At 67.3% G+C, this 25876-nt stretch carries 24 protein-coding genes and 1 pseudogene; 13 read left to right on the top strand and 12 right to left on the bottom strand.

The genetic code is table 11. The features are described 5' to 3' along the window. Positions 1–12 precede the first annotated feature (12 nt). A complete protein-coding gene (locus M9M90_RS19245; protein ID WP_371876878.1) occupies positions 13–945 on the bottom strand; it encodes a thioesterase family protein in 933 nt (310 codons plus the stop codon). A gap of 122 nt (positions 946–1067) precedes the next feature. Here M9M90_RS19245 and M9M90_RS19240 point away from each other — a divergent pair, with 122 nt between their 5' ends. Next, entirely contained in the window at positions 1068–1895 is an 828-nt protein-coding gene (locus M9M90_RS19240; protein WP_254834845.1) for a cytochrome b/b6 domain-containing protein, read from the top strand. After that, positions 1892–2650 carry a molybdopterin-binding protein gene (locus M9M90_RS19235; RefSeq protein ID WP_254834844.1) on the top strand — a complete coding sequence of 253 codons (759 nt, stop codon included), beginning with the start codon at positions 1892–1894 and terminating at the stop codon, positions 2648–2650. Before M9M90_RS19240 ends, M9M90_RS19235 begins: the two co-directional genes overlap by 4 nt. A gap of 23 nt (positions 2651–2673) precedes the next feature. Here M9M90_RS19235 and M9M90_RS19230 read toward each other — a convergent pair whose 3' ends face one another. Next, a complete protein-coding gene (locus M9M90_RS19230) occupies positions 2674–3486 on the bottom strand; it encodes a phosphatase PAP2 family protein (protein ID WP_254834843.1) in 813 nt (270 codons plus the stop codon). A gap of 151 nt (positions 3487–3637) precedes the next feature. Between M9M90_RS19230 and M9M90_RS19225 the strand changes: the two genes are divergently transcribed. Genes M9M90_RS19225 through M9M90_RS19215 form a run of 3 tightly spaced genes read left to right on the top strand, consistent with a single transcriptional unit; the run spans position 3638 to position 4775 of the window. Next, the gene (locus M9M90_RS19225) at positions 3638–4018 is read left to right on the top strand and encodes a DUF2089 domain-containing protein (RefSeq protein WP_254834842.1); all 381 of its coding nucleotides are present in this window, start codon (positions 3638–3640) and stop codon (positions 4016–4018) included. After that, entirely contained in the window at positions 4015–4341 is a 327-nt protein-coding gene (locus M9M90_RS19220) for a hypothetical protein (RefSeq protein WP_254834841.1), read from the top strand. The genes M9M90_RS19225 and M9M90_RS19220 overlap by 4 nt, the downstream gene beginning before the upstream one ends. An 11-nt stretch (positions 4342–4352) precedes the next feature. Then, complete coding sequence (locus M9M90_RS19215; RefSeq protein ID WP_254834840.1) at positions 4353–4775, top strand: hypothetical protein; 423 nt, start codon at positions 4353–4355, stop codon at positions 4773–4775. Between the two features lie 164 nt (positions 4776–4939). Here the strand turns inward: M9M90_RS19215 and M9M90_RS19210 are convergent, their stop codons facing one another. The 3 genes from M9M90_RS19210 to M9M90_RS19200 all read right to left on the bottom strand — a co-directional run bounded on the left by M9M90_RS19210 (position 4940) and on the right by M9M90_RS19200 (position 8288). Continuing rightward, positions 4940–6013 (bottom strand): deoxyhypusine synthase, encoded by a 1074-nt coding sequence (locus M9M90_RS19210; protein ID WP_254834839.1) that lies wholly within the window; start codon positions 6011–6013, stop codon positions 4940–4942. A gap of 87 nt (positions 6014–6100) precedes the next feature. Next, positions 6101–7354 (bottom strand): type III PLP-dependent enzyme, encoded by a 1254-nt coding sequence (locus tag M9M90_RS19205; protein ID WP_254834838.1) that lies wholly within the window; start codon positions 7352–7354, stop codon positions 6101–6103. A 226-nt stretch (positions 7355–7580) separates the two neighbouring features. Continuing rightward, positions 7581–8288 carry a class I SAM-dependent methyltransferase gene (locus M9M90_RS19200; protein WP_254834837.1) on the bottom strand — a complete coding sequence of 236 codons (708 nt, stop codon included), beginning with the start codon at positions 8286–8288 and terminating at the stop codon, positions 7581–7583. 358 nt (positions 8289–8646) lie between these two features. Between M9M90_RS19200 and phnC the strand changes: the two genes are divergently transcribed. The 5 genes from phnC to M9M90_RS19175 all read left to right on the top strand — a co-directional run bounded on the left by phnC (position 8647) and on the right by M9M90_RS19175 (position 13791). Beyond that, positions 8647–9441: a phosphonate ABC transporter ATP-binding protein gene (gene phnC, locus M9M90_RS19195; protein ID WP_254834836.1), complete on the top strand. Its 795-nt coding sequence runs from the start codon at positions 8647–8649 to the stop codon at positions 9439–9441. Continuing rightward, complete coding sequence (gene phnD, locus M9M90_RS19190; RefSeq protein WP_254834835.1) at positions 9438–10457, top strand: phosphate/phosphite/phosphonate ABC transporter substrate-binding protein; 1020 nt, start codon at positions 9438–9440, stop codon at positions 10455–10457. The genes phnC and phnD overlap by 4 nt, the downstream gene beginning before the upstream one ends. Before the next feature lie 9 nt (positions 10458–10466). Next, complete coding sequence (phnE, locus tag M9M90_RS19185; RefSeq protein WP_371876877.1) at positions 10467–11276, top strand: phosphonate ABC transporter, permease protein PhnE; 810 nt, start codon at positions 10467–10469, stop codon at positions 11274–11276. Positions 11277–11463: 187 nt separating this feature from the next. Beyond that, complete coding sequence (locus M9M90_RS19180; protein ID WP_254834834.1) at positions 11464–12675, top strand: OprO/OprP family phosphate-selective porin; 1212 nt, start codon at positions 11464–11466, stop codon at positions 12673–12675. 114 nt (positions 12676–12789) lie between these two features. Further along, entirely contained in the window at positions 12790–13791 is a 1002-nt protein-coding gene (locus M9M90_RS19175; protein ID WP_254837166.1) for a substrate-binding domain-containing protein, read from the top strand. Between the two features lie 166 nt (positions 13792–13957). Here M9M90_RS19175 and M9M90_RS19170 read toward each other — a convergent pair whose 3' ends face one another. The 3 genes and pseudogenes from M9M90_RS19170 to M9M90_RS19160 all read right to left on the bottom strand — a co-directional run bounded on the left by M9M90_RS19170 (position 13958) and on the right by M9M90_RS19160 (position 16214). Continuing rightward, positions 13958–15058: a glycosyltransferase family 1 protein gene (locus M9M90_RS19170; RefSeq protein ID WP_254837165.1), complete on the bottom strand. Its 1101-nt coding sequence runs from the start codon at positions 15056–15058 to the stop codon at positions 13958–13960. A gap of 111 nt (positions 15059–15169) precedes the next feature. Beyond that, a pseudogene (locus tag M9M90_RS21175) lies at positions 15170–15292 on the bottom strand (TetR family transcriptional regulator); the annotation flags it as partial. Between the two features lie 115 nt (positions 15293–15407). After that, positions 15408–16214 carry a UDP-2,3-diacylglucosamine diphosphatase gene (locus M9M90_RS19160; protein ID WP_254834833.1) on the bottom strand — a complete coding sequence of 269 codons (807 nt, stop codon included), beginning with the start codon at positions 16212–16214 and terminating at the stop codon, positions 15408–15410. Positions 16215–16447: 233 nt separating this feature from the next. On the opposite strand from M9M90_RS19160, the gene M9M90_RS19155 reads away from it, so the two are divergent. Next, positions 16448–17083 carry a TetR/AcrR family transcriptional regulator gene (locus tag M9M90_RS19155; RefSeq protein ID WP_256549216.1) on the top strand — a complete coding sequence of 212 codons (636 nt, stop codon included), beginning with the start codon at positions 16448–16450 and terminating at the stop codon, positions 17081–17083. A 166-nt stretch (positions 17084–17249) separates the two neighbouring features. On the opposite strand, the gene aceB is transcribed toward M9M90_RS19155, so the two are convergent. The 3 genes from aceB to M9M90_RS19140 form a co-directional block, all read right to left on the bottom strand. Next, positions 17250–18848 carry a malate synthase A gene (gene aceB, locus M9M90_RS19150; RefSeq protein WP_254834831.1) on the bottom strand — a complete coding sequence of 533 codons (1599 nt, stop codon included), beginning with the start codon at positions 18846–18848 and terminating at the stop codon, positions 17250–17252. Positions 18849–18971: 123 nt separating this feature from the next. Next, positions 18972–19178, bottom strand: a complete 207-nt coding sequence (locus M9M90_RS19145) for a hypothetical protein (protein WP_254834830.1) — start codon at positions 19176–19178, stop codon at positions 18972–18974. Positions 19179–19217: 39 nt separating this feature from the next. Then, entirely contained in the window at positions 19218–20810 is a 1593-nt protein-coding gene (locus tag M9M90_RS19140) for an isocitrate lyase (RefSeq protein ID WP_254834829.1), read from the bottom strand. 157 nt (positions 20811–20967) lie between these two features. On the opposite strand from M9M90_RS19140, the gene M9M90_RS19135 reads away from it, so the two are divergent. Together M9M90_RS19135 and M9M90_RS19130 are read left to right on the top strand one after the other, a co-directional pair. Then, a complete protein-coding gene (locus M9M90_RS19135; protein WP_254834828.1) occupies positions 20968–22407 on the top strand; it encodes a short-chain fatty acyl-CoA regulator family protein in 1440 nt (479 codons plus the stop codon). 98 nt (positions 22408–22505) lie between these two features. Next, complete coding sequence (locus M9M90_RS19130) at positions 22506–23735, top strand: TetR/AcrR family transcriptional regulator (RefSeq protein WP_254834827.1); 1230 nt, start codon at positions 22506–22508, stop codon at positions 23733–23735. A 7-nt stretch (positions 23736–23742) separates the two neighbouring features. Here the strand turns inward: M9M90_RS19130 and M9M90_RS19125 are convergent, their stop codons facing one another. Beyond that, on the bottom strand, positions 23743–25845 hold the full coding sequence (locus M9M90_RS19125) for an ATP-binding protein (RefSeq protein ID WP_254834826.1): 2103 nt from the start codon (positions 25843–25845) through the stop codon (positions 23743–23745). Positions 25846–25876 lie beyond the last annotated feature (31 nt).

Genomic DNA, 25876 nt, shown 5'->3' with positions numbered 1-25876 from the left:
GGCGGCGGCGACCTAGAGCGCCAGACCCGGCGTCAACCGGGCGACGAACGCCGCCTGCGCCTGGGCGCCGATGTCGACGATCTTTCGCTTGTCGAGGTCGAAGGTGATGGCGATGGCCTCCGAGCTCGCCCACGGACGGCCGCTCAAGGGATCGACCATCCAGTGGACCGCGCGGCGGGTGCGCGGGGTGCTGTCGGCGATCCCCGAGCGCAACTCGACGCCGTCCCCGGCCTTGGGCCAGTCCAGATAGAGCACCCTATACTCCAGCACGGCTCCGCCCAGGCTGGGCGGTGGCTCACCGGGGACGGGATCCGGCCCCGGCCGATCCTCGCCGAACAACCGGGTGATCCCATCCGAGACCCGGCCGATGAACCGCTCGGCGCTCATGCGGCCGAACACGTCGCACTCCGACGGCCCGACGACGCCCAGGCCTATGCGCATCAGGCCAAGCTCGTCGGCCCGCGCCAGGCTGGCGGTCGGCTCCACCGGGTCGAGGTCGACGCTGCGCGCCGCCGCATGGGCCGGGACCTCGACATGGAGGGCCTCGGCCCTTTGCCGTATCCGCTCGGGCCAGGGGAAGGGCCGCAGATCGGCTGCGGTGGCGTGGTCGACCCGGAACTGGAACGTGGCGGCGGGTTCTCCCGAGGCGTGACACAGGATCACCAGCAGGCGCGCGTCGCTGTCGCCGATCTCGACCACACCGCCGGTCGCCTGCAGCCAGGCCCCGGCGCGAGCCTCGCGCAGGAAGCGCATGTGGAGCTCGCGGATCGCCAGCGTCGCCTGGGCGTGGGGGGCGAAAGCGTGCGGCATGCCCAGCGTCGCGGCAAGGCCGGCCAGGCCTTCCAAGGCCTTGGCCACCCAGAACCGGACGTTCAGGTGGCCCATCTCGTCGCATTCCCACGTATTGACGCCGCCGCTCCAGACCTCGACGCCTTGGCTTGTCACGTGATCGCCCCCCGATTGCGGCGGCGACCTTAGGGACGGTTCGGCGCGCGCGCCAGGGCATCTGCTGAGCGATGGCGGCCGTATCTGCGGCGTGGCAAGCTCCACCGCCGAGAGGAAGCCCGATGTCCGATCCCCCGTCAGCAGAGGTGCTGGTCCGTCGCCACGCCCTGGTCACGCGGGTCACCCACTGGATCAACCTGCTGGCCATGCTGGTGCTGCTGGGCAGCGGCCTGCAGATCTTCAACGCCCATCCGGCGCTCTACTGGGGCGATGTGGCGGTGTTCGCCGAGCCCTGGGCGGCGATGCAGGCCAAGGAGCTGGGCGGGGAACGGGTCGGGATCACCAGGATCGGCGACCTCACCCTGCAGACCACAGGGTTGTTCGGACTTTCGGGCGAACCGGGGGCCCAGGAGGCGCGGGGCTTCCCGTCCTGGGCGACCCTGCCGGGCTACCGCGACCTGGCCTCGGGCCGGCGCTGGCACTTCTTCTTCGCCTGGCTTTTCGCGCTGAACGGCCTGGTCTACCTGGCGGGCAGTCTCGTGAATGGGCACGTCAGGCGCGACCTGCTGCCCGAGCGCGACCAGCTCAAGCCCCGGCATCTGCTGCGCGAGATCGCCGACCACGCTCGCCTGCGCTTCCCCAAGGGCGAAGAGGCGCGGCGCTACAACGCCCTGCAGAAGCTGACCTATCTGGCGGTGATCTTCGTTCTGCTGCCGGCCATGGTCGCCACAGGGCTGTCTATGTCGCCCGGCCTGAACGCGGGGTTCCCCTGGCTGCCGGAGCTGTTCGGCGGCCGGCAGTCGGCGCGCACCCTGCATTTCATCTCGGCCGGCCTGATCGTGGCCTTCGTGGTGGTCCACGTGCTGATGGTGCTGGTCTCCGGGCCCGTCAACAGCCTGCGTGCGATGATCACCGGCCGCTTCGCCATCCGGGTCGGAGCCCAGCCATGACCGTCTCTCGACGCCTGCTGCTGGGCGCGACCGGCCTCCTGCTCGGGGCCTGCGACCGGCTCAGCATGAGCCCCGGCGTGCAGCGCGGCCTGGCCGCGGCCGAGGGCCTCACCCGCCGGGCCCAGCGCCTGGTCGTCAACCGCACGGCCCTGGCCCAGGAATTCACCGACGCCGAGATATCCCCCGACTTCCGACCCAACGGCTCCATCGGACCCTCGGACCCTGACTACCGCGCCCTGGTGAAGGGGGGCTTCGCAGACTGGCGCCTGATCGTCGACGGCCTGGTGGAGCGGCCGCTGTCGCTCAGCCTGGCCGAACTGCGCGGAGAGCCCTCGCGCACCCAGATCACCCGCCACGACTGCGTGGAGGGCTGGTCGTCCATCGGCAAGTGGACCGGCGCCAGGCTCGGCCCGCTGCTGGATCGCGCGGGGCTCAAGCCCGAAGCCCGCTATCTGGTCTTCCACTGCGCCGACACCCTGGACCCCAACGCCACGGACGGAGCCAACAGGTACTATGAGAGCATCGACCTGATCGACGCCCATCACCCCCAGACCATCCTGGCCTACGAGATGAACGGCGCGGCCCTGCCGGTGAAGCACGGCGCCCCCTGCCGTGTGCGCGTCGAGCGCCAGCTCGGCTACAAGCACGCCAAGTACCTCATGCGTATCGAGGCGGTGGCCGACTACGCCCATCTCGGCCGCGGCAAGGGCGGCTTCTGGGAAGACCGCGGCTACGAGTGGTACGCGGGGATCTGACCTTCGGTGACGAGCGGGGAGCCTCAGTAAGGCCCCGTCGCCACCAGCTCGGCCTCGACGGCGCAGGCCGCCGGCTCCGCGGCCGCTGTCTTGCGCAGGGCCGCGACCTCGGTGCGGGCGGCCTCCAGGTCGGCGCGGAACTGCGGGTCGCCGTGCAGGGTGGCGACCAGGGCGCCGCCATTGGTCCGGCCGGCCTCCACCGCGCTCACGGTGTGCACACCGCAGACCACCCGGCTCTCCCCGAAGGCCCGGCCCCGGGCCAGGATCGGGGTCGCCCGGTCGGGGGCGATCTCGGCCAGGATCAGGCCGATGCTCCAGCCCCAGGTGGCGTGGCCGGAGGGATAGTCGGGGCTGGCCGCCAGGCTGTCGGACTTGGGCACGCAGATATTGCCGTCGTCGATCAGATAGGGCCGCTTGCGCTTGAAGACGTCCTTCACCGCGGCGACCTGCCGGCCGGCGTCCAGCCCGACCCGGCCCAGCATGGCGGTGAGCTTCGGGGCGTTCTGCGGGGTCAGCTCGGCGCCGATTGCGCAGCTGAAGTTCTTCAACATCGCCTGGGGCAGGGTGGGGACATCGTTCTGGGCCAGAGCCCAGCGCGGCGAGCCTTCCGACGCGCGGGTCGTCTTGAAGATCTCCTGGTCGCGGGCCTCGCGCGACGAGCCGGTGGCCGGCGCCGGCGGCAGGATCCTGGCCGCGTCGGGCCATGTCTGCGGGGTCAGATAGCCCACGGGGAGGTTGGGGGCGGGGGCAGGCGCGGCGGCCTGCTGCGCCACGGCCATGCCGGCGGCGGCCAAGGCCACGACCAGGGCGGCGCCCATCACTCGGCGATCCATCATCCCCTCCCGGATTTTTCGTTGGCGCGATCATGCTCAGGCCGGGGCCTCGTTCAAGAGGTTTGACGCTCCGAACTTAAGAATCTTCATTTCGGGCTTGAGAAATTGAATATCTTGAGTCTAGGATTGAGAAATTCAATTCGGACCGGCCATCTTGACCCAGAAACCCCATCACGACTGGCAGGCGCTCACCGAGTTGACCCAGGGCAAGGCCTTCGTGGTCGAGCGGGTGCGGCTGACGGACTCCGGGGTCGCCATCGAAGGCGGCTTCGAACCGCCGCAGCTGGCCAGGCTTTCGGCCGAGGACCAGGTCTTCGTCGCCGCCTTCCTCAAGAGCCACGGCTCGATCAAGGAGATGGAGGCTGTGTTCGGGGTCTCCTACCCCACCATCAAGGCGCGGCTGAACCGCATCGCGGGTGTCCTGGACCTGGTGGAGATCGACGTGCGACCGTCGCGGGCCGACGTGCTGGAGCGCCTCAGCCGCGGCGAGATCGACGCCGAGGCCGCCATCGCCGAGCTGGAGGGCCGTCCGTGAGCGGAACCCCGATCCGGGCGCTGGCCACCCTTCAGGCCCGGGCGGCGCGCACCGCGCGCCACCAACGGCGACAGTTCCGAGCTTCCCACGCCACGTCCGGCGAGCGTCCGGTGATCCGCCTGTGGCTGCCGCTGACGGCGCTCTTCCTGGTGCTGTCGCCCTTCGCCTTCCTGCTACTGGTCGTGGCGGTGTTCGTGCCCTGGCCGCGCGGAGTCAGTCCGCTGGACGCCGTCCTGGCCGTGGGCCGCGTGCTGCTGTCCCTCGGCGGAACCGAGGTCGATGTCCAGGCCCCGGACGCCCTCGTCCGCATCAAGATCGTCTAGGAGACGCCGCCATGAGCGAAGACCGCCGCTCGATCCTGCAGATGCTGAGCGAAGGCAAGATCACCCCCGACGAGGCCGAGCGTCTGATGGCCGCCCTCGAGCGCGGATCCCAGCCCGCCTCCGGCGCCGCGCCCGGTGCGCGCCGCAACGTGAAATACCTGCGGGTGGTGGTGGACACCGACGAGGGCCACGACGGCCCAACCAAGGTAAATATCCGCGTGCCGATGAACCTGCTGCGGGCCGGTGTGCGGCTCTCCAGCATCATCCCGCCGATCGCCCGGGAGAAGGTCAATGCGGCCATGGCCAAGAACGGGGTGCCGTTCGACCTCAACCAGTTGAAGCCCGAGAACCTGGAGGAGCTGGTCGAGCAGCTCGACGAGCTGACGGTCGATGTCGACCAGGAAAAGACCAAGGTCAGGATCTTCTGCGAGTAGCGACGCCTCCCCGTCGCCGAACTCGGCCGTCGCCCCTAGACCATTTTCCGCCGAAGTGGCCGCCGGTTCGGCGGAGAAAATGGTCGAAACCCAAGAGTCTTGAGCAAAATCCGATGCAATCGGATTTTGCTCGGGGATAGGGGCGACGGCCGTCTTTTTCGGATCTAGGCGGCGGTCTTGTCGAACAGCTTGGCCCAGCGGGGCTTGGTGCGGTTCTTCCAGGAACCCCGGTGGAACGCGTCAGAGGCGATCAGCGGCACCACTGTGGTGGCTTCGGCGAACACCATCTGTTCCCAGGTGACGTCGACCTTGCCCCAGGAGCAGGCTTCCTTGAGCGTCGAGGACGAGCAGGCGCCATCGCGCACGTCGGCCACGGTGATCTGGACGGCGTACTTATGCATCTCGGCCTCGTGGCCCAGGATCTCGGCGCAGACCACGGTGTCCTGGGCGAAGTTCTTGGGCACCCCGCCGCCGACCATGAACAGGCCCGTCGTGCCCGCCGCCAGCTTGATGTCGGTCAGCTCGCGGAAGTCGGCCACCGCGTCGATGGTCAGGTAGGGCTTCTTGGCCTTCATCCGCTCGACCTGGTGCTTGACCAGGCCGAAGCCGGCCGAGCTATCCACGAAGGCTGGGCAGAAGATCGGCACGCCCTCGCGATAGGCCACCTCGATCAGCGAGTCGGGCTTCTTGGCGTTGCCCGCCGCCAGCCACTTGCCCATCTCGTGGATGAACTCGCGGCTCGAATAGGGGCGGGCCTCGAGCTGCTCGCAGATCTCGTAGATCGTGCCGTCGCAGTTCTGCAGCTCTTCCTCGTCGATATAGGTGTCGTAGATGCGGTCGATATAGAGGTCGCGCAGGTCGCGGTCGTCGACGTTGGACTGGGCCTGGTAGTGCTTGAAGCCCAGGGCCTCGAAGAAATCCATGTCGACGATGGAGGCGCCGGTGGCGACGATCGTATCGATCATCCCGTACTTCACCATGTCACGGTAGATGTGCATGCAGCCGCCGGCGCTGGTGGAGCCCGCCAGGGTCAGCCAGGTCGAGCAGTCCTTGTCCTCCAGCGACATCGACCAGATGTCGGCGGCCCGCGCCGTGTCGCGGCTGGTGAAGCTCATCTTGCGCATGGCGTCGATGATCGGACGGGCGTCGTACTGGTCGATCGCCACGTGCTCGACGGTGTTTGCCAGCAGTTCGGCCTTGCGGTTTGTCTTCTGAACGTCAGCGTTCATTCTCTGCATCCTTTGAGAGTTTGAGCGCCCGTCCAAGAAATAGGGCGCGGCCGGGACGGAGCGACCGGCCGCGCCAATAACGTTCAAGTGCCCGGCTTATTTCCGCCGACGCTTCTTGCTGCGTGCGCGCGACAGCTTCACGACGTTCTGGCTCTCCTGCTTGGGCAGGGGGATCGAACGCCGCGCCAGGCCGAACATCGAGGCCATGGGCGCATCCTTGGCCTCGGCGATCTCGGCGTCGCCGAAGCCGTTGAAGCGGGTGTTCATGGCCACGCCATAGGCGCCCAGCATGCCGATCTCGATATAGTCGCCCTCGCGGACGTCTTCCGGCAGCCAGAACGGGCCCGGCATGTGGTCAAGAGAGTCGCAGGTCGGGCCCCAGAACTTGAAGGGCTTCAGATTGCCTTCGATCTCGCGCGCCTCGCCGCCCTCGTTGCGGAGCAGCTTGACCGGAAAGGGCCATTTGGCGTGCGCGGCGTCGAACAGCGAGCCATAGGACCCGTCGTTCAGATAGAGCGCCTCGCCCTTGCGGAGTTCGACCTTGGTGACGATGGACGAGCCTTCGGCCACCAGGGCCCGGCCGGGTTCGCACCACAGCTCGGTGGTCTCGTGGACCATCATCTCGGCGAAGCCGCGGTCGATGGAGTCCACGTAGTCGGCGAGCGCCGGCGGCACCATGCCGGGATAGACCGAGGGAAAGCCGCCGCCCACGTCGACCACGTCGGCGAACACGCCGGCGCGGACCAGGGCGCGCGAGGCCTGCGACATCGCAGCCTGGTATGCCGTAGGCCGCATGCACTGGCTGCCCACATGGAAGGAGACGCCCATCAGGTCCTGGGTCGCGCGCCGCGCGGCCAGCAGCAGGGCCGGCGCTTCATGGGCGTCGACACCGAACTTGCCGGACAGCGAATAGGCCGCGCCCTCGGCGGCCACCGCGAGGCGGACGATGAGGTTCAGGTCCTTGGCCTCGCCGGTCGCCTCGACGATCTTGGCCAGCTCTTCGTGCGTATCCAGCGCGAAGGTGCGAACGCCGTGATCGAAATAGGCGGCCGAGATCGCCGCGCGGCTCTTGACCGGGTGCATGAAGGCCATGCGGGAACCCGGCGCATGCTGCGCGATCAGCTCGATCTCGGGGATCGAGGCCACATCGAAGGAGGTGACGCCGTTGGCGGCGAGGGTCTCGATGACCCATGGCGAAGGGTTCGCCTTAACCGCGTAGAAAACGTCGCCTCGAAAATTCGTCTGGAACCAGCGCGCCGCTGCGGCCACCGCGTCCGGTCGCGCTATTGCGACAGGACGTTCCGGGGACCGCTGACGGACCAGGTCCAGGGGCGTATGGTACGTGTGCAATTCACGTAACCCCCATTGGCAGTTGAACCTAGCCGGCGTTAGCAGCGCTTTTCAGGACATCGGGTCCGCCGGAGCGGTGCGAAATAGGGGCGATGAACCTCGATGTAAAGAGGTTTGTTTTCGTGCGGCCAAATCATCGCCAAACCCTGGGCCCGTCAGGGATTGCGCGGGGGGCGCGATTCCGCCTTTTCCACAGCCGGTTTGCACTCGCCCAAGGGGCGGAAGTCTAGGCCCGCAGACGTCCGACGACGACGATCTGGATCAGGAACAAATGCGCGAACCGTCCGCCGGTGAGCGCATTCACGAGACGCGCCTTCCAGCTAATTTTCTTGAAGGGCTGGAGCGAGACAAATTCGATGTTGGCGGATTCGAGCAGGTCCTGGAGGCCTTCGGGGGTGAACCAGCGGAGGTGGGTCTGATCCATCACACCGCACGGCTGGTAGCGGAAGCGGCCAAGCAGTAACTGCCGGATCACATGCCAGTGGGCGACGTTTGGGACGCTGATGACAACTTGACCGCCCGGCTTAAGGCAGGTCGCGAGCCTCTTCAGGACGGCCCAGGGATCGATGAGGTGCTCCATGACCTCGCTCGCCACAAGCGCATCGAACTGCCCGGCGAACGGCGACAGGTCCATGTCCTGCACATCGCCCCCATGAACTTCACTCAGGGTTTGAGCGGCGATAAACGCGGCCTCCTCGCCCAATTCCAGGCCGACATAGCGGCCGGCCTTACCTGCGGCGAGGACCGCTCGACCGGTCCCGCCCGCGCTACAGCCAAGTTCGATCACCGCGTCGTTCGGGCCGGTTGTAAGCAGGTTCACGACGTCGTGGCGCGCTCGACCGAAATATTCGATAGGTTTGTCCGCATAGATCGCAGCAATGGACGGACGCGCTCGATGCTCGGCGTCGACAATCGGATAAACCGGTTTGTTCATGGCCCACCTCCTCCGAACGCTCAGATCGCACGACGAGACGAATCTTCAGGTCTCGTAACCGACTGCCGTTCCGCCCTCCGCCAGAGATCGACGGCTGTGCGGGCGCGCGAGAAACGAAGGCTGTGAAGATCCCGTTAACCATATTACTGAATCTCGAACTGGGAACCCTTTTTAGCGGAACGCGAACGCCTCAGTGAATGGTCGGTACGAACGAGTATCGAGTCGCCTTTCTCATGGGTCCGGCCTCTGGGCCGCAACCCGCTCTGGACCGCACGCCAGCGGCCATGCCATGAAGCCGAAGCAGTGGTCGGCGCGTTCCGACACCTGCGTGCGCCGATCCGGGGAAGCTTCGCCATCCATGACTGACGCCGCGGTTCTGTCCGTGCGGAACGCCTCGAAGAGCTTCGGTTCTCGGCGCGCCCTGGATTCGGTATCCATCAATGTACGCAAGGGCGAGATGATCGCCCTGATCGGGCCGTCGGGTTCCGGCAAGTCGACCCTGCTGCGCTCGATCAGCGGACTGCAGACCATCGATCCCGGCGAGGGCCGGATCGAGGCCTTCGGCGAGTCGGTGCAGGCTGACGGCAAGATCTCCTCGAAGGTGCGCGAGGCGCGCATCCGGATCGGCTTCATCTTCCAGCAGTTCAACCTGGTCGGCCGCCTGACCCTGTTTTCCAATGTGGCCTTGGGCTCGCTGGGGCGAATCCCCTTCGCGCGCGGCCTGTTCGGAGCCTGGCCGAAGGAGACCCAGGCGGCGGTCATGGCGGCCCTGGCCCGGGTGGGCGTGGCCGAGTACGCCGCCCAGCGCGCCAACACCCTGTCCGGCGGCCAGCAGCAGCGCGGCGCCATCGCCCGCGCCCTGGTCCAGAAGGCCAAGATCATCCTGGCCGACGAGCCGGTGGCCTCCCTCGATCCGGTCTCGGCCCGCAAGGTCATGGATATCCTGCGCGACCTGAACCGGGTCGACGGCCTGACCGTCGTGGTCACCCTGCATCAGGTCGACTACGCCCTGCGCTACTGCGACCGCGTGGTTGCGCTGAAGGCCGGCAAGATCGTCTATGACGGCGGCGCCGATGGCCTCGACAAGACCCGGCTGATCGACATCTACGGCCCGGAATTCGAAGACGTCTTCTGGGAAGGAGCCCCCAAATGATCGACCGCCGCCTCCTCATCGCAAGCGGCCTCGCCGGACTGGGGCTCTCGGCCTGCGGCAAGCCGGACGCGCCGGCGCCCGGCGCCGAGCCCAATGTGATCAACTTCTCGATCCTGGCGACCGAGAACTCGACCAGCATGGAGACCTTCTGGAAGCCCATCCTGGCCGACATGGAGAAGTCGATCGGCATCCCGGTGAAGCCGTTCTTCGCGTCGAACTACACCGCCCTGATCGAGGCCCTGCGTTTCAAGCAGGTGGACGCCGGGTGGTTTTCCAACTTCTCGGGCCTGGAGGCGGTGCGCCGCGCCAACGGCGAGGTCTTCGCGCGGACCTTCGATCCCTCGAACGTCGATGGCTACAAGTCGGTGATCATCGTGCCCGCCGACAGCAAGACCACGCTGGAAGACGTGCTCAAGTGCGACAAGAGCCTGACCTTCGGGATCGGCGACGCCAAGTCGACCTCCGGCACGCTGGCGCCGATGACCTATCTGTTCGCGCCCAACAACATCGATCCGGCCAAGTGCTTCAAGGCGGTGAAGACCGCCAACCATCAGGCCAACCTCTACTCGGTGGCCAAGGGCGTGCTGGACGTGGCGACCAACAACTCCACCGCCATCCGCCTGCAGAAGGAGCGCGGCACAGGCGTCGCTGAACAGGTCCGGGTGATCTGGGAAAGCCCCAAGCTGCCCGAGGACCCGATCATCTGGCGCAGCGACCTGGACCCGGCGGTGAAGGAAAAGCTGCGCCGGTTCTTCCTGACCTATGCGCAAGGGGAAGGGCCTGAGCCGGAACGCCAGCGCAAGCTGCTGAACGCGCTCTCCATCGGCGGCTTCAAGCCGGCCGACGACACCCACCTGTTGCCGGTCCAGGAGATGGAGGCGACCGAGGCCCTGCTTGAGGCCCGCAACAAGGGCGACAAGGTGAAGACCGAGCAGGCCCAGAAGGCGCTGGACGCCATCCGGGCCGAACGCGCCGCGCTCGAGGCCAGGACCGGCCAGCCCGCGGCCGCGCAGTAGGATCGCCCTGTGACCGTCACCGCGACCGCGCCCGATCTCTTGAAGCCGCCGGTGCGCCCGCTGGGCCAGCGGGTGTTCGATCTGGTGCTGTGGGGCGGCATCGCCACCATGCTCATCGTCGGCTTCGGGCCGGTCGAGATGTCGAAGCTGCCGTTGCTGTTCCAGAATTCGGAGAACATGCGCCAGTTCGGCCACGACTTCATGCGGCCGGACTGGAGCGACTGGCGGCTGCTGGTCGTGCAGATGTGGGTGACCGTCCAGATCGCGCTCTGGGGCACGGCGATCGCCGTGATCATCGCCATCCCCCTGGGGCTGCTCGGCGCGCGCAACGTCACGCCGGGCTATATCCAGATGCCCATCCGGCGCGTGATGGACGCCCTGCGGTCGATTCCCGACCTGGTGATCGGCACCATGTTCGTCGTCGCCGTGGGCCTGGGTCCCTTCGCCGGGGTCATGGCGCTGGCGCTCAACACCGGCGGGGTGCTTGGCAAGCTTTTCTCGGAAGCGGTGGAGTCCATCGACAAGGGCCCGGTCGAGGGCGTCCGCGCCACCGGCGCTGCGCCCCTGCAGGAGATCGTCTGGGGGGTCATTCCCCAGGTGGCCCCGCTTTGGACCTCCTATGCGCTCTATCGCTTCGAATCCAACAGCCGGGCGGCCACGGTGCTTGGCCTGATCGGCGCCGGCGGCATCGGCCAGATCCTGTTCGACAGCCTGAACAGCTTCTCCTACGGCCGGGTGGCGGCGATCTCGATCGTCATCGTGGTGGCGGTCAGCATCATCGACCTGCTGTCCCAGACCATCCGCTCACGCCTGCTCTAGGCGCGTCGCCGACCATTGCGGCATTTGTCCTGCCGCCGTCACGGCTCGGCTGTCATAAATCCGTATCAGGAGCTTCACGGTTGCGACGCGCAACCGTCATCCAAACTTGGCGGAACTGTCACGGGACCTCGTTAAGCCGCCCCTAGCCTGAAGAGGCCACGGGGATAGCTCTACAAGGATCCTAATAATGAAAATCGAAACCGCGCTCTGCGCCGGGGCGGCGCTTGGCGTGCTCCTGATGGGCGCATCCGCCGCTCAGGCTCAAGACACTACGACCGCCTGGAAGGGCGCGCCGCAATTCCAGAACGACAGCCTGACCTTCAAGGTCCGCGGCCGCGTTTACAACGACTATGTCTACCAGGACGTCGACCGCCAGACGGGCGCCGACTTCGAGGCCAGCAATACCCGCCTGCGCACCGCGCGCCTCGGCGTCGAAGGCACGTGGAACGCCAACTGGGCCTACAAGGCCGAGATCAATTTCACGCGCGGCGGCTCGGAGTGGGAGGACCTGATCCTCGAGTACAAGCCGACCGACACGATCTCGATCATGGCCGGCAACTTCAAGACCGTGTCGCTCGAGAACATCACCTCTTCGCGCTACATCACCTTCATGGAGCGCGGTCCGTTCAACGACGTGCTCGGCATCGGCCGCGTGATGAACGTCCAGGTGAAGGCCAACGGCCCGAACTGGACCGTCGCCGGCGCCGTCTCGGGTGACAGCCTCAATTCCGCCGACGTGGCGACCAACGCCGCCACCGGCTCCAAGGAAGTGTTCGGCTTCAACGGCCGCGCCACCTACGCCCCGATCATGACCGACAGCGATCAGGTGCACCTCGGCGTCTGGGCCCGGCAGCGTAACCGCGAGGACCAGGGCAACTTCAGCTACGGCGCGCGCAACAACACCAACTACGGCGCGCAGTACGTCACCTCGGGCGCCATCGGCGTCAAGGACACTATGATCGGCCTCGAAGGCGCCTGGGTGCACGGACCGTTCTCGGTGCAAGGCGAATGGGCCAACATCGACATCCAGCGTCCCGCCAATCTCGATGCCGAGGCCCGCGCCTGGTATCTCTACGGCAGCTGGTTCGTGACCGGCGAGACTCGCCGCTACGAAGCCAACAAGGGCGAGTTCAACCGCATCAAGATCCTTGATCCCATGACCAGCGGCGGGATGGGGGCTGTCGAACTCGGCGTCCGCTACGACAGCGTCGACCTCACCGACATCACCGGCGTCGCCACCGCTGGCGAGTACTCGGCCTGGACCCTCGGCGCCAACTGGTACCCGCACCCCTACGTCCGGTTCATGGCCAACTACTCGGTCTCGGAGAATGACAACGCGGCCGTCGGCGCCGATGTCGACGCCAAGACCCTGCAGTTCCGCGCTCAGTTCGATTTCTAAGATCCCTCCGCGGGGCGGTCCCTGGGATCGCCTCGCTCCCTCTTCGAAGAGAGATATCCCGTGAATAAGCTTCTGGCTAAGAAAGCGCTTCTCGCCTGCGCCGCGGCCACCGCGATGTTGGGCGCCAGCGCGCCCGCCTTCGCCGCGCGCGACTACGTCTGGGCCGCCGGTTCCTCGACCGTCTTCCCCTTCACCACCCGCGTGGCCGAGAACTTCGCCCGCAAGACCGGCAACAAGGCCCCCAAGGTCGAGAGCCTGGGCACCGGCGGCGGCATCAAGCTGTTCTGCTCGGGCGCCGGCGACGCCTATCCGGACATCGCCAACGCCTCGCGCCCGATGAAGAAGTCGGAGTTCGACGCCTGCGCCGCCAAGGGCGTGAAGGATATCGTCCAGATCAAGATCGGCTTCGACGGCATCGTCGTGGCGGTGGACAAGGACGGCGCGGACTACAACTTCAAGCGCGAGCACCTGTATCTGGGCCTCGCGGCCACCGTGCTTCGCGGCGGCAAGTTCGTCCCCAACCCCTACACCACCTGGGACGAGATCGGCGTCGGCCTGCCCGGCAACCGCATCCTCGTCTATGGCCCGCCGCCGACCTCGGGCACCCGTGACGCCTGGATCGAATTGGCCATCGAGGAAGGCGCGCGCAAGTATCCGACCGCCGACGAACTGCGCTCCAACAACGAGAAGAAGTTCAAACAACTGGTCGATCCGATGCGCAAGGATCATTGGGTCGACGCCGGCGAGAACGACAACGCCATCGTCCAGACCTTGACCAAGACGCCGGGCGCGCTGGGCGTGTTCGGCTATTCGTTCCTGGAAGAGAACGGCGACAAGGTGAAGGGTAGCCTGATCAACGGCATCCGCCCGACCCCCACCACGATCTCCGACGGTTCCTATCCGCTGTCCCGCTCGCTCTACATCTACGTCAAGAAGGCGAACATCGGCGTGACCAAGGGCCTGCAGGAGTTCGTCAACGAGTACGTGTCCGACGCGGCCACTGGCCGTGGCGGCTACCTCTCGCAACGCGGCCTGATCGCGCTGCCCGCCGGCCAGCACGCCGGTCAGCAGGGCGTCGCCCAGAAGCTGACGCCGATGGCGCGTCCAGCCAGCTAAGACCGACCGCTCGAGGAGAGCAGGAACGCCGCGGCCCCAGGGTCGCGGCGTTTTCTTTTTGGAGATCCGAAGCCTCCAGATGCCTGCCCTTGGGGGGAGCCGTGGCCGCAGGCGAGGTGGCGACGATCCATCTCCCCCAAACCCCGTTGCGCGGTGGGGAGGATCGCTACGCCGCCGCCTCTACGCGGCGCCGACGCACGCGGGTGAGCCTGCGCAGGCGGCGCCAGAAGCGGGTCTTTTCCGGCTCCGGATAGGGCTGCAGGTTCTTCACGAAGTCCTCGGCGCAGGCCTTCCAGGAGAAGCCTTCCGCGAACTGGCGCACCGCGGCTTTGTCGAGCTTGAGCGCCTCCAGACAGGCCTCGCGCAGCCCCTCGGTGGCGCTGTGGGCCAGGACCCCGGCGCCGGAGCCCGGCAGGATGTCGATGGGGCCGGGGGCGGGATAGGCGGCAACCGGCACTCCGGCGGCCATGGCCTCCAGGATCACCAGGCCGAAGGTGTCGGTGAGCGAAGGGAAGACGAAGACGTCGGCGCAGGCGAAGTGCGCGGCCAGTTCCGCCCCAAACTTGGCGCCGGTGAACACCGCCTCGGGATAGCGCTCGATCAGCTCCTCGCGCTGCGGACCGTCGCCGACCACCACCTTGGTCCCGGGCAGGTCGAGGCCCAGGAAGGCCTCGATGTTCTTCTCCACCGCCACCCGGCCTACCGACAGGAAGATCGGGCGCGGCAGGCCCTCGAAGATGTCGGGTTCGTCTGCACGCTTGGGATGGAACATCTCGGTGTCCACCCCGCGTGACCAGACCGAGATATTGCCGAAGCCGTGGCGTTCCAGCTCGTCCTTCATGGTCGGGGTGGTGACCATCATCCGGCCCGACGGCTTGTGGAACCACTTCATGTAGGCGTAGCCCGCCGCCAACGGCAAAGGCAGCCGGGCCGAGACATATTCCGGGAACCGGGTGTGGTAGCTGGTGGTGAACGGCAGCTTCCATTCCACGCAGATGCGCCGGGCGGCCAGGCCCAGCGGCCCCTCGGTGGCGATATGGATGGCCTCGGGCTCGAAGGCCTTGAAGCGCTCCTGCACCGGCTCGTGGGCCGCGATGGCGACCTTGATCTCCGGATAGGTCGGCAGCGGGAAGGTCTTGAACTGATCGGGGCTGATCACCTCCACCGAATGGCCCAGGACCTTCAACTCGGCGATCACCCGCGACAGGGTCTGCACCACGCCGTTCACCTGTGGCGCCCAGGCGTCGGTGACCAGCAGGATGCGCATGGGCCTCTGGCCGTCGACCCGCGGCGCGGTGATCGCCTCTCGGATGCGCGTCGCCGGGCGGGTGGTGGTCAGAGCCTGGCTCTGCAGCCACGCCCAGAAGGCGCCCAGCAGCGCTTCCTTGGTGGGGAAATGCCGATAGACGGTGCGCTCGCCCACCTCCGCCTCCGCGGCGATCTCGGCGAAGCTGAGATCCTCCAGCGGTCCGGATTCCAGCTTGCGGGCCACCGCATGCATGATCTGGTCCTGGGTCGCCTGCTTCTGGCGATCGCGCAGGTTGGAGGTGTACCGGTTGGGCGGGATCATGACAGCCGCACTGTCGTCAAAACAGCTCCACTGTCAATGAACCGGTTCAGGCCGCGAGGCGCGCCTCCGGCGCGCGGCGCGTGCGGTCGATGGCCGACCAGGAGCGCAGCTTGGCCCACTCCAGGATCTCCAGCCGACCATCGTTATGCTCGACCAGCGCCGAGCAGCTCTCCACCCAGTCGCCGTCATTGATATAGGCGATGCCGTCGATGTCGCGCATCTCGGCCTTGTGGATGTGGCCGCAGATCACCCCGTCCACCCCGCGGCGGCGGGCCTCGTCGGCCACCGCGGCCTCGAAGTTCTCGACGAACTGAAGGGCGTTCTTGACCCGGGTCTTGAGGAAGGCCGAGAAGCTCCAATAGCCGAAGCCCAGCCGGCGGCGGACGCGATTGAACAGGGTGTTGGCGGTGAGTAGCAGCCGGTAGGAATAGTCGCCCACGAAGGCCAGCCAACGGGCGTGCTGCACCACCCCGTCGAACTCGTCGCCGTGCACCACCAGGAAGCGCTTGCCGTCGGCGGTCTCGTGGATGGCGTCTCGCGCCACGATCACCCCGCCGAAATGGACGCCGACGAAGTCGCGCACCCCCTCGTCGTGATTTCCGGGGACATAGATGACCTTCACGCCCTTGCGCGCCATGCGCAGGATCTTCTGGACCACGTCGTTGTGGCTTTGCGGCCAGTGCCACCCGGAGCGCAGCTTCCAGCCGTCGACGATGTCACCTACGAGATAGAGGGTATCGCACTCGATGTGGCGGATGAAATCCAGCAACAGCTCCGCCTGGCACCCCTTGGTGCCCAGGTGGATGTCGGAAATGAACACGGTCCGATAACTGCGGACTCCCGGATCACCCATAGATGTCCCCCGGAGCCCAAGCGGGCTCCAACATGAAAAGTTTGAGGGCGATGGCCGCCGAAACCGGCTTCCACTTTCGGCTATCGCCCTCAAGCATGCGGCCGATTGCCCATCCGCTAGGCTGATTGCGTGTCAGTCTCATGAAACCGACGTCGGCCCTTTTGTCGCCCCGCCTTTCATCGTAAGGATTCCGTAAGGCCGACCCTCCCCAGGTCTTCCGCAAACAAGGTCCTATGGACGCCCGAACCTATCCTGCGAAGGAGACGCCGAAATCTCGGCGGACCCGAGCGCGCATCCTTGACGCCGCCATGCGGCTGTTCGCCGAGGTCGGCTACCACGCCGCGACCAATGCGATGATCGCCGACGCCGCGAACCTGACGCGCGGCGCCATGCTCTATCATTTCGCCAGCCGCGAAGAGCTGGTGGAGGCGGCCGTGACCTTTATCGAGGTGGAGCGCGCGCGCCTGTTCGAGCAGGCGGCCTCGGCGCCGCCGGCGCCCGGCGTGGACGCCGCCGAGCACGCCATCGACGCCTATTGGGCCCTGCTGCACGAGACGCCCTTCGTGGCCTTCGGCGAGCTGGAGTCCGCGGCGCGGACCGACCCGATGCTGCGCGTGCGCCTGGCCGGCGCCCAGAGCGCCTTCGACCACAACCAGGTCGGCGACCGGTTCCTGGCGCTCGCCTCGGCCGGCGAGGACCCCCGCTTCCAGACCAGCCGCGACCTCGGCCGCTTCCTGCTGGAGGGCTTGGCCAAGGGCGCCATGACCTATGACGAGACCGCCCGCAAGGAGCGCCTGCTGACCGTGGTCAAGCGCGCCGTCCGGGTTCTCAACCGCAAGGGCGACGTCCAGGAACTCTGGCCGGAATAGGCTCCCCAAGTTGCTCCCCCTCTGGGGGAGCTGTCAGCGAAGCTGACTGAGGGGGACTTTGACTCGCTTCAGCGGGCTTCAAACCCCCTCCGTCACGTCGCCGAAGCGGGCGACGCGCCACCTCCCCCAAACCGCGCTGCGCGCTTGGGGAGGATCTGGGAGCGGCCTACAGCGCCCGGTAGGCCGGCAGGGTCAGGAACTCCTCGAACCCTTCCGACAGGCTCATCTCGGTGAAGATCGCGATGGCCTCGGCGAAGCGGCCGGTCTCGAAGGCGCCGCCGGGGAGGGTGGCCTTCAGCGCGGCCATCTCCTCGTCCAGCAAGGCGCGGAACAGGGCCTCGTCGACCACGCGGCCGTCGTCCAGGGTGGCGGCCTGCTTGATCCATTGCCAGATCTGGGCGCGGCTGATCTCGGCGGTCGCGGCGTCTTCCATCAGGTTGTAGAGCGGCACCGCGCCCTTACCGCGCAGCCAGGCCTCGATGTACTGGACGCCGACGCGGATGTTCTCGCGCAGGCCGTGCTCGGTGCGCGCGCCCTCGTGGACCTTGAGCAGGTCCTCGCGGGTGACCGTCACGTCCTCGCGCATCTTGCCGAGCTGGTTCGGGGTTGGCATGACCCGGTCGAAGACCTCCATGGCCACGGGGACCAGGTCAGGGTGGGCCACCCAGGTGCCGTCGTGGCCGTTATTGGCCTCGCGCTCCTTGTCGGCGCGGACCTTGGCGAAGGCCGCCTGGTTGGCGGCGTCGTCGCCCTTGACCGGAATCTGCGCGGCCATGCCGCCCATGGCGAAGGCCCCGCGCCGGTGGCAGGTCTGGATCAGCTTCAGGGAATAGGCGGCCAGGAAGGCGGAACCCATGCCCATGACTGCGCGGTCGGGGGTGAGCGCCTGCGGCTGGCGGCCCAGGCGCTTGATGTAGGAGAAGATGTAGTCCCAGCGGCCGCAGTTGAGCCCCGCCATGTGCTCGCGCAGTTCGTAGAGGATCTCGTCCATCTCGAAGGCGGCGGGCAGGGTCTCGATCAGCACCGTGACCTTGATGGTCCCTTGCGACACGCCCAGCGCATCCTGGGCGTAGATGAAGACATCGTTCCAGAGGCGGGCCTCCAGATGGCTCTCCATCTTCGGCAGGTAGAAGGCTGGTGTGGCGCCGGCGGCGATCTGGGCCTTGGCGTTGTGGAAGAAGTAGAGGCCGAAGTCGAACAGGCCGCCGCTCAACTCCTCGCCGTTCACCAGGGCGTGAGCCTCGGGCAGGTGCCAGCCGCGGGGGCGGACCATCAGGGTCGCGACCTTGTCTTTCAGGGCGTAGGCCTTGCCCGTCGTGGCGTCGGTGAAGCCGATCTTGCCGGCCCAGCGGTCCATCAGATTGACCTGGCCCTCGACCATGTTCTGCCAGGTGGGGGACGAGGCGTCCTCGAAGTCGGCCATGAACACCTTGGCCCCGGAATTGAGCGCGTTGATGATCATCTTGCGGTCGACCGGACCGGTGATCTCCACCCGGCGGTCCTGCAGGTCGGCGGGGATGGTCGCGACCTTCCAGTCGCCGTCGCGCACGGCCTTGGTCTGCGCCAGGAAGTCCGGCTGCTCGCCGGCGTCGAAGCGCTTCTGGCGGGTGGCGCGGGCGGCCAGCAGTTCCAGGCGGCGGGGATTGAAGCGGGTGTGCAGCTCGACGAGGAAGGCCTGGGCCTCCGGCGTCAGCACTTCGGCCGCGCGGCCTTCCACGGCGCCTTTGAGTTCAAGGCCAGGGCGGGCGGCGACATCGACGGTCATGGCGGGCTTCCTCGTTTCCGGCTTGGGCCGGGAGCTTAGTCGATAAAAAGAGAGCCCGCCTCGACCCAAGGGCCGGGACGAGCTCTAGGAGAGACAACTGGGCGCTTTAGCGGCCCATGACGTTCAGGCCGGCAGTACGAGCTGTTCCGAGGCGATGGCGAAGCGGGTGGTCGCGCCGCTGCGGGTTTCCCGCGAGATCCGCTTCCACACTTCGCTGGCCTCTTCCCTGGTCTCGTAAGGGCCCAGCACCTTCGGGCCTTCGCCCTTCAGGGACTTGAACGCCATGCAGCTGTATTCGCCGCCGACAACCCAATACCGTTCCGTGGTCATGGTCCTTGCTCCCCCGGCCGTGGCCGGATCTCGATAACTCTAGGCGAACTGGCCCATCGTGTTGTGGACGCCGCCGGCCTTCAGGGCAGCCTCGCCGGCGAAGTATTCCTTGTGATCGTCGCCGATGTCGGAGCCCGACATGTTCTGGTGCTTCACACAGGCGATGCCCTGGCGGATTTCCTGGCGCTGGACGCCGAGGACGTAGCCGAGCATGCCGGCCGCGCCGAAGTATTCCTTGGCCAGGTTGTCCGTGCTGAGCGCGGCGGTGTGGTAGGTCGGCAGGGTGATCAGGTGGTGGAAGATGCCGGCCCGCTTGGCGCCGTCCGCCTGGAAGGTGCGGATGCGCTCGTCGGCCTCGACGGCCAGTTCGGTGCCGTCGTAGTCGACGCTCATCAGCTTTTCGCGGTCATAGGCCGAGACGTCCTTGCCCGCCGCCTTGTAGGCGTCGAACACCTGCTGGCGGAAGTTCAGGGTCCAGTTGAAGGACGGGCTGTTGTTGTAGACCAGCTTGGCGTTGGGGATGACCTCGCGGATGCGGTCCATCATGCCGGCGATCTGGCTGACGTGGGGCTTCTCGGTCTCGATCCACAGCAGGTCGGCGCCGTTCTGCAACGAGGTGATGCTGTCGAGGACGCAGCGGTCCTCGCCGGTGCCTTCGCGGAACTGGAACAGGTTGGACGGCAGGCGCTTGGGACGCAGCAGCTTGCCGTTGCGGTTCAGGACCACGTCGCCGTTGTTGGCGTTCTCGGGCGTGATCTCCTCGCAGTCGAGGAAGCTGTTGTACTGGTCGCCCAGGTCGCCCGGCGCGTTGCTGACGGCGATCTGCTTGGTGAGGCCGGCGCCCAGCGAGTCGGTGCGGGTGACGATAATGCCGTTCTCGACGCCCAGCTCCAGGAAGGCGTAGCGGCAGGCGCGGACCTTCTGCAGGAAGTCCTCGTGCGGCACGGTGACCTTGCCGTCCTGGTGGCCGCACTGCTTCTCGTCGGAGACCTGGTTCTCGATCTGCAGGGCGCAGGCCCCAGCCTCGATCATCTTCTTGGCCAGCAGGTAGGTCGCCTCGGCGTTGCCGAAGCCGGCGTCGATGTCGGCGATGATCGGAACGACGTGGGTCTGGAAGTTGTCGACGGCGTCGAGCAGCTTTTCTTCCTTGGCCTTGTCGCCCGCGGCGCGGGCCGCGTCGAGGTCGCGGAACAGGCCGCCCAGCTCACGGGCGTCGGCCTGGCGCAGGAAGGTGTACAGCTCTTCGATCAGGGCCGGCACCGAGGTCTTCTCGTGCATCGACTGGTCGGGCAGCGGGCCGAAGTCGGAACGCAGCGCCGCGACCATCCAGCCCGACAGGTAGAGGTACTTCCGGTCGGTGGTGCCGAAGTGCTTCTTGATGGCGATCATCTTCTGCTGGCCGATGAAGCCGTGCCAGCAGCCCAGCGACTGGGTGTAGTTGGCCGAGTCCGCGTCGTAGGCCGCCATGTCCTTGCGCATGATGTCGGCGGTGTAGCGGGCGATCTCCAGGCCGGTCTTGAAGCGGTTCTGCAGGCGCATACGGGCCACGGACTCGGCGTTGATGCCGTCCCAGGTGCCGTTCTTGCTCTTGATGAGCTGGCCCATCTCGATGATGTGGTCTTGGTATGCCATCTGTCTCTTCCGCGATTGCCGTGGCCGTCACTTGTGACAAGCCGTTGCAGCCCTCTAACGCTTATGACGCACGGCGCGAAGAGTTAACGCGGAGGCAAAAGGCGCACATGTCACAGTGCGACCTTGTAAATCTTGTAAATCTGTGACAATCAGACTCATGGCCGTCGCGACCACAGACCGGAAACTGTTCCTGGGCGCCCGCATGAAGCGTCTGCGCCGTGAGCTGGGTCTGACCCAGACCCGCATGGCCGAGGATCTCGGCGTCTCGCCGAGCTATCTCAACCTTCTGGAACGCAATCAGAGGCCGGTGACCGCCCAGGTGCTGCTTCGCCTGGCCGAGGCCTATGACCTCGACCTGAAGAGCCTGTCGTCGGACCCGGACTCGGCCGGCGCCACCGGACTGTCCGAGGTGTTCTCCGACCAGATGTTCCGCGACCTGGGCGTGGCGCGCCACGAGATCGCCGAGGTGGCCGATTCCGCCCCCGGGGTGGCGGAGGCCATCGTACGGCTCTACCGATCCTACCTGGACCAGCGCCGGCTCACCGACCTGGGCGCCATCGGGCGGCCGGAGGAGGGCGGGGCCTCATCGTCGTCGGTGATCCCGTCGGACTGGGTGCGCGACTTCATCCAGGACCAGAAGAACTATTTCGCAGAGCTGGAGGAGGCCGCCGACGAGTTGGTGGCCGAGCTGGCCTACGAGCCGCAGGAGTTCCACAACGCGGCCCGCGAGCGGCTGGCCAAGCGCCACGGCATCCAGGTCCGGGTGGTGCCGCTCGACGTCTTGCCGGAGTCAGTCCGCCGCTACGACCATCACCGCAAGCGGCTGTTCCTGTCGGAGGTGCTGACCGGCGCGGGGCGTTCCTTCTCGCTCGCCTACCAGCTGGCGATCCTGGAATACGGCCCGATGCTGGACGCCATGGCCGACCGTTCCGGTCCGCCCGACCGCCCGACCCGCGCGCTGCTGAAGGTGAGCCTCACCAACTACCTGGCCGCCGCCCTGATGATGCCGTACGCGGCGTTCCACGAGGCCGCCGAGCGCACGGCCTATGACATCGAGCTGGTCCGCGCCCGTTTCGGCGTGTCGTTTGAACAGGCCTGCCACCGCCTGACCACCCTGTCGCGGCCCGGCGCGCGCGGTGTGCCGTTCTTCATGCTGCGGGTGGATTCGGCGGGCAATATCTCCAAGCGGTTCGCCGGGGCGACCTTCCCCTTCTCGCGGTTCGGCGGCACCTGCCCGCGCTGGAACATCCACACCAGCTTCCGCACCCCATCGCGCATCGTCACCCAGATCGTCGAGACCCCTGACGGCCAGCGCTACTTCACCTTGTCGCGAACCGTCAGCCGTATCGCCACGCCCTATGCCGGCGACGACTCCGAACTGGCCATCGGCATGGGCTGCGAGCTGAAGTTCGCCGAACGACTGGTCTATTCCCGCGGCATCGACCTGCGCGACCCCGTGGCCACGGCCATCGGCCCCGCGTGCCGGATCTGCGAGCGGCCCGCCTGTCCGCAACGGGCGGCCGAACCCATCAACCGCACCCTGACGGTGGACGACTTCACCAAGTCGATCTCGCCCTATCCGTTCGCCGCCGGTTGACGGAGCGGCATGCTGGCGTCTTGCGCCGGAAAGGCCTTGCGATACTAGAGGGTGGGGATCGCCGGGGAGCGGTCCGCGACGGGGGAGCTTCCGGGGTCATGGCTGAGCGCAACGGCGGCCGATCGACCGACCGTTTCGCGCGCAAGCGCGAAGCGATCCTGGACGCCTCGACCCTGATCCTCAACCAGAAGGGCGTGAAGGGCCTGACCCTGGGCGTGGCCGCCGCGGCAGTCGGTCTCTCCACCACCAGCGTCACCTACTATTTCAAGCGCAAGGACGACCTGGCCGCCGCCTGCATGATGCGCGGGATCGCCTGGTTGCAGGGCGCCGCCGACCAGGCCATGGGCCAGTCCACGCCGGCGGCCCGCCTGCGCATGCTGCTGGAGCTTTATCTGGAACGCCTGCGGCTGACCGCCGTGGGCGAGGCGCCGCCCCTGCCGGCGCTCTCCGATATCCGGGCCCTGAACAATCCGCGCCGCGCCGAGGTCAGCGAGGCCTTCCTGAAGCTGTTCCGCAAGGTGCGCGGGGTGTTCGACACCCCAGACCTCGCCTGGCTGGGCCGCGGTCGCCGCACGGCGCGCACCCACATGCTCATGGAGCAGATCTTCTGGGCCGCGGCCTGGCTTCCGAAATACGACGCCGAGGACTATCCGCGTATCTGCGAGCGCATGCTGGACATCCTGACGGGCGGCCTGGCCGTGGCGGGCGCCGAATGGGCGCCGGCTCAGATCCCGCTCGCCGACCTGGCGGCCCGCGACGGCCAGGAGATGAGCCGCGAGACCTTCCTGCTGGCCGCCACGCGGCTGGTCAATTCGCGCGGCTATCGCGGCGCCTCGGTGGACAAGATCTCGGCCGCGCTCAACGTCACCAAGGGCTCGTTCTACCACCACAACGACGCCAAGGAGGATCTGGTGGTCGCCTGCTTCGACCGCACCTTCGAGGTGATGCGCCGGGTCCAGCGCCTGGCCATGGGCCTGGCCGGCGACCAGTGGCTGAAGCTGACCAGCGCCGCGGCCGCGCTGGCCGAATACCAGCTCTCGGAGTACGGGCCGCTGCTGCGCACCACGGCCCTGTCGGCCCTGCCCGAGGCCATCCGCGAGGAGCAGGTGGCCCATTCCAACCGGGTGTCCGACCGTTTCGCCTCGATGATCTCGGACGGGATCTCGGAGGGGTCGGTCCGCCCGGTCGATCCGTTCATCGCCGCACAGATGCTGAACGCCACCCTCAACGCCGGAGCGGAGCTCGGGGTCTGGGTCCACGGCGTCACCCAGAAGGCCGCGCCCTCGGTGTTCGCCCGGCCGCTGCTGATGGGAATCTTTTCGAAGTAGCTCCCGCCTAGGCGCTCAGCGCCACCGGCCCGGCGGCCGCGCCGTTGGACCGCTCCGTCCAAACCTGTTCGACCACGTGCAGCAGGCGTTCGGCGGTGACCGGCTTGGTTACGTGACCGTCGGCGCCCGCGGCCGACGAGGCCTGTGCGTGCTCCGGCATGGCGTTGGCGGTGAGAGTGTAGATCGGGGTGCGCGGCTCGTTGTTGCGCGCCTCGCGGCGGCGGATGGCCTTGATGGCGGTCAGGCCGTCCATCACCGGCATCTGCATGTCCATGAGGATCAGGTCGAAGCGCGAGCGGGCGGCTTCGTCCACCGCCTCGGCGCCGTTCTCGACGCTGATCAGGTCGACCCCGGCCGCGCCCAGGATCAGCTCCACCACCCGCCGGTTGGTCGGATGATCCTCGGCCAGCAGGACGCGCATGGTGTCCAACTCGGCTTCCTCGGTCTGGTGGGTCTCGTGCTCGCCCCACATCTCCACGGTGCCCTCGCGGCGCGGGAGCTCCAGGGACAGGTAGAAGGTCGCGCCCTTGCCCGGGGTGGCCTCGGCGGTCAGGTCGCCGCCCATGGCCTCGGCCAGGGAGCGGGAGATGGCCAGGCCCAGGCCCGTGCCCCCGTACTTGCGGGTGATCGAGCCGTCGGCCTGTTGGAAACGGCCGAACAGCCGCTGGCGGGTCTTTTCGTCGAAGCCGATGCCGGTGTCGGAGACCGCGAAGGTGAGGTGAGTGGTGGTCTCGTCGCGGCGGGCGCGGACCGAGAGCTTCACCTCGCCGCCGGAGGTGAACTTCACCGCATTGCCCAGCAGGTTGGTGAGGACCTGGCGGATGCGCGGAGCATCGCCCTCGAACATGCCCTGGGCGTAGGGCTCCAGCTCGACTTTCAGCTCGATGTCCTTGGCCTGGGCCGAGGCCTCGAACAGGGCCGCGCAGGCGTTGACCGAGGTGGTCAGGTCGAAGGGCTCGGGCCGGATCTCCATTCGCCCGGCCTCGATGCGGGCCAGGTCCAGGATGTCGGTGAGCAGGGCTTCCAGGGTCTGGGCCGAGGTCTCGATCAGCTCGACCATCTCGGCCTGACTTCCACACAGCTCGGTGCGGGCCAGGGCGCCGGCGATGCCCATCACCCCGTTCAAGGGGGTGCGGATCTCGTGGCTCATATTGGCCAGGAATTCGCTCTTGGCCTTGTTGGCCGCCTCGGCCTCGTCCTTGGCCTTCAGCAGTTCCAGCTCGCCGCGCTTCTGATTGTCGATGTTGCGCAGCACGCCGATGGCGCGGATCACCCGCCCCTGCTCGTCCTTGGTGGCCTCGCACGCCGAGTAGTGCCACTGATGCGGCCCGTCCTTCTGCAGGACCCGATAGGTCTCGCGGAAGGGGACCCCGTGGGTCACGTGATCCTCCCAAGCGCGCTGGGCGCCGGCGCGGTCGTCGCGATGGATGCCGAACCACATGTCGGCCATCATCAGGTCGAAGGTCGGCTCCATGCCGAGCTCCGTATAGTCGAACCCCACGGTGCTGAGCGAGCCGCGCTGATAGTCCATCTCCCACATGCGGACCTCGCCGATCTCCAGGGCGAGCTTGACCCGCTCTTCCGAACGGCGGGCCTCCTGGGCGGCCTTGACCAGGTCGCGCTGGGCCTGGTGGCGGGAGCATTCGTTGGCGGCGATGGCGGCGAGGTCGATCAGGTAGTCGGCGAGCTCCGGGTCATAGGCGCGGGGCTCGTGGTGGGCGACGCAGACCACGCCGATGCGCTGTCCGCCCAGGCGGATGGCGGCGCCAGCGTAGAATCGCACGCCCTCAGAACCCGTGACATGTGGGTGCGACGCGAAGCGGCTGTCCTTGCGGGTGTCGGCCACCCACAGGACCTCGTCGCTTTCGACCGCAACCTGTGAGAACGACTGGTCCTCGCTGACCTGTTCGTCGGTCCAGTCCGGTCCGATGCTGGCGTGCCAGGTGCGCTTGGCGCCCACCAGGACCACGTCGCCCAGCTGCACGCGGGAAAAGGCGCGGGCCAGCCGGCCGATCCGCTCGAAGGTCGGCTTCAGCTCGTCCAAATCAAGGGTCGCGATGGCGGCGAGGCGCTGGGCCTCGGCCTGCAAAGCCGGTCCTTCCTCGGACATCTTCTCCCCCGAACCACGTTTGCGGCCGGAG

The sequence above is a fragment of the Phenylobacterium sp. LH3H17 genome (genome assembly GCF_024298925.1).
In the GTDB taxonomy this organism is placed as follows: domain Bacteria; phylum Pseudomonadota; class Alphaproteobacteria; order Caulobacterales; family Caulobacteraceae; genus Phenylobacterium.
The sequence above is the reverse complement of the archived record's forward strand: the minus strand, read 5'-3'. Positions and strand labels throughout refer to the sequence as shown.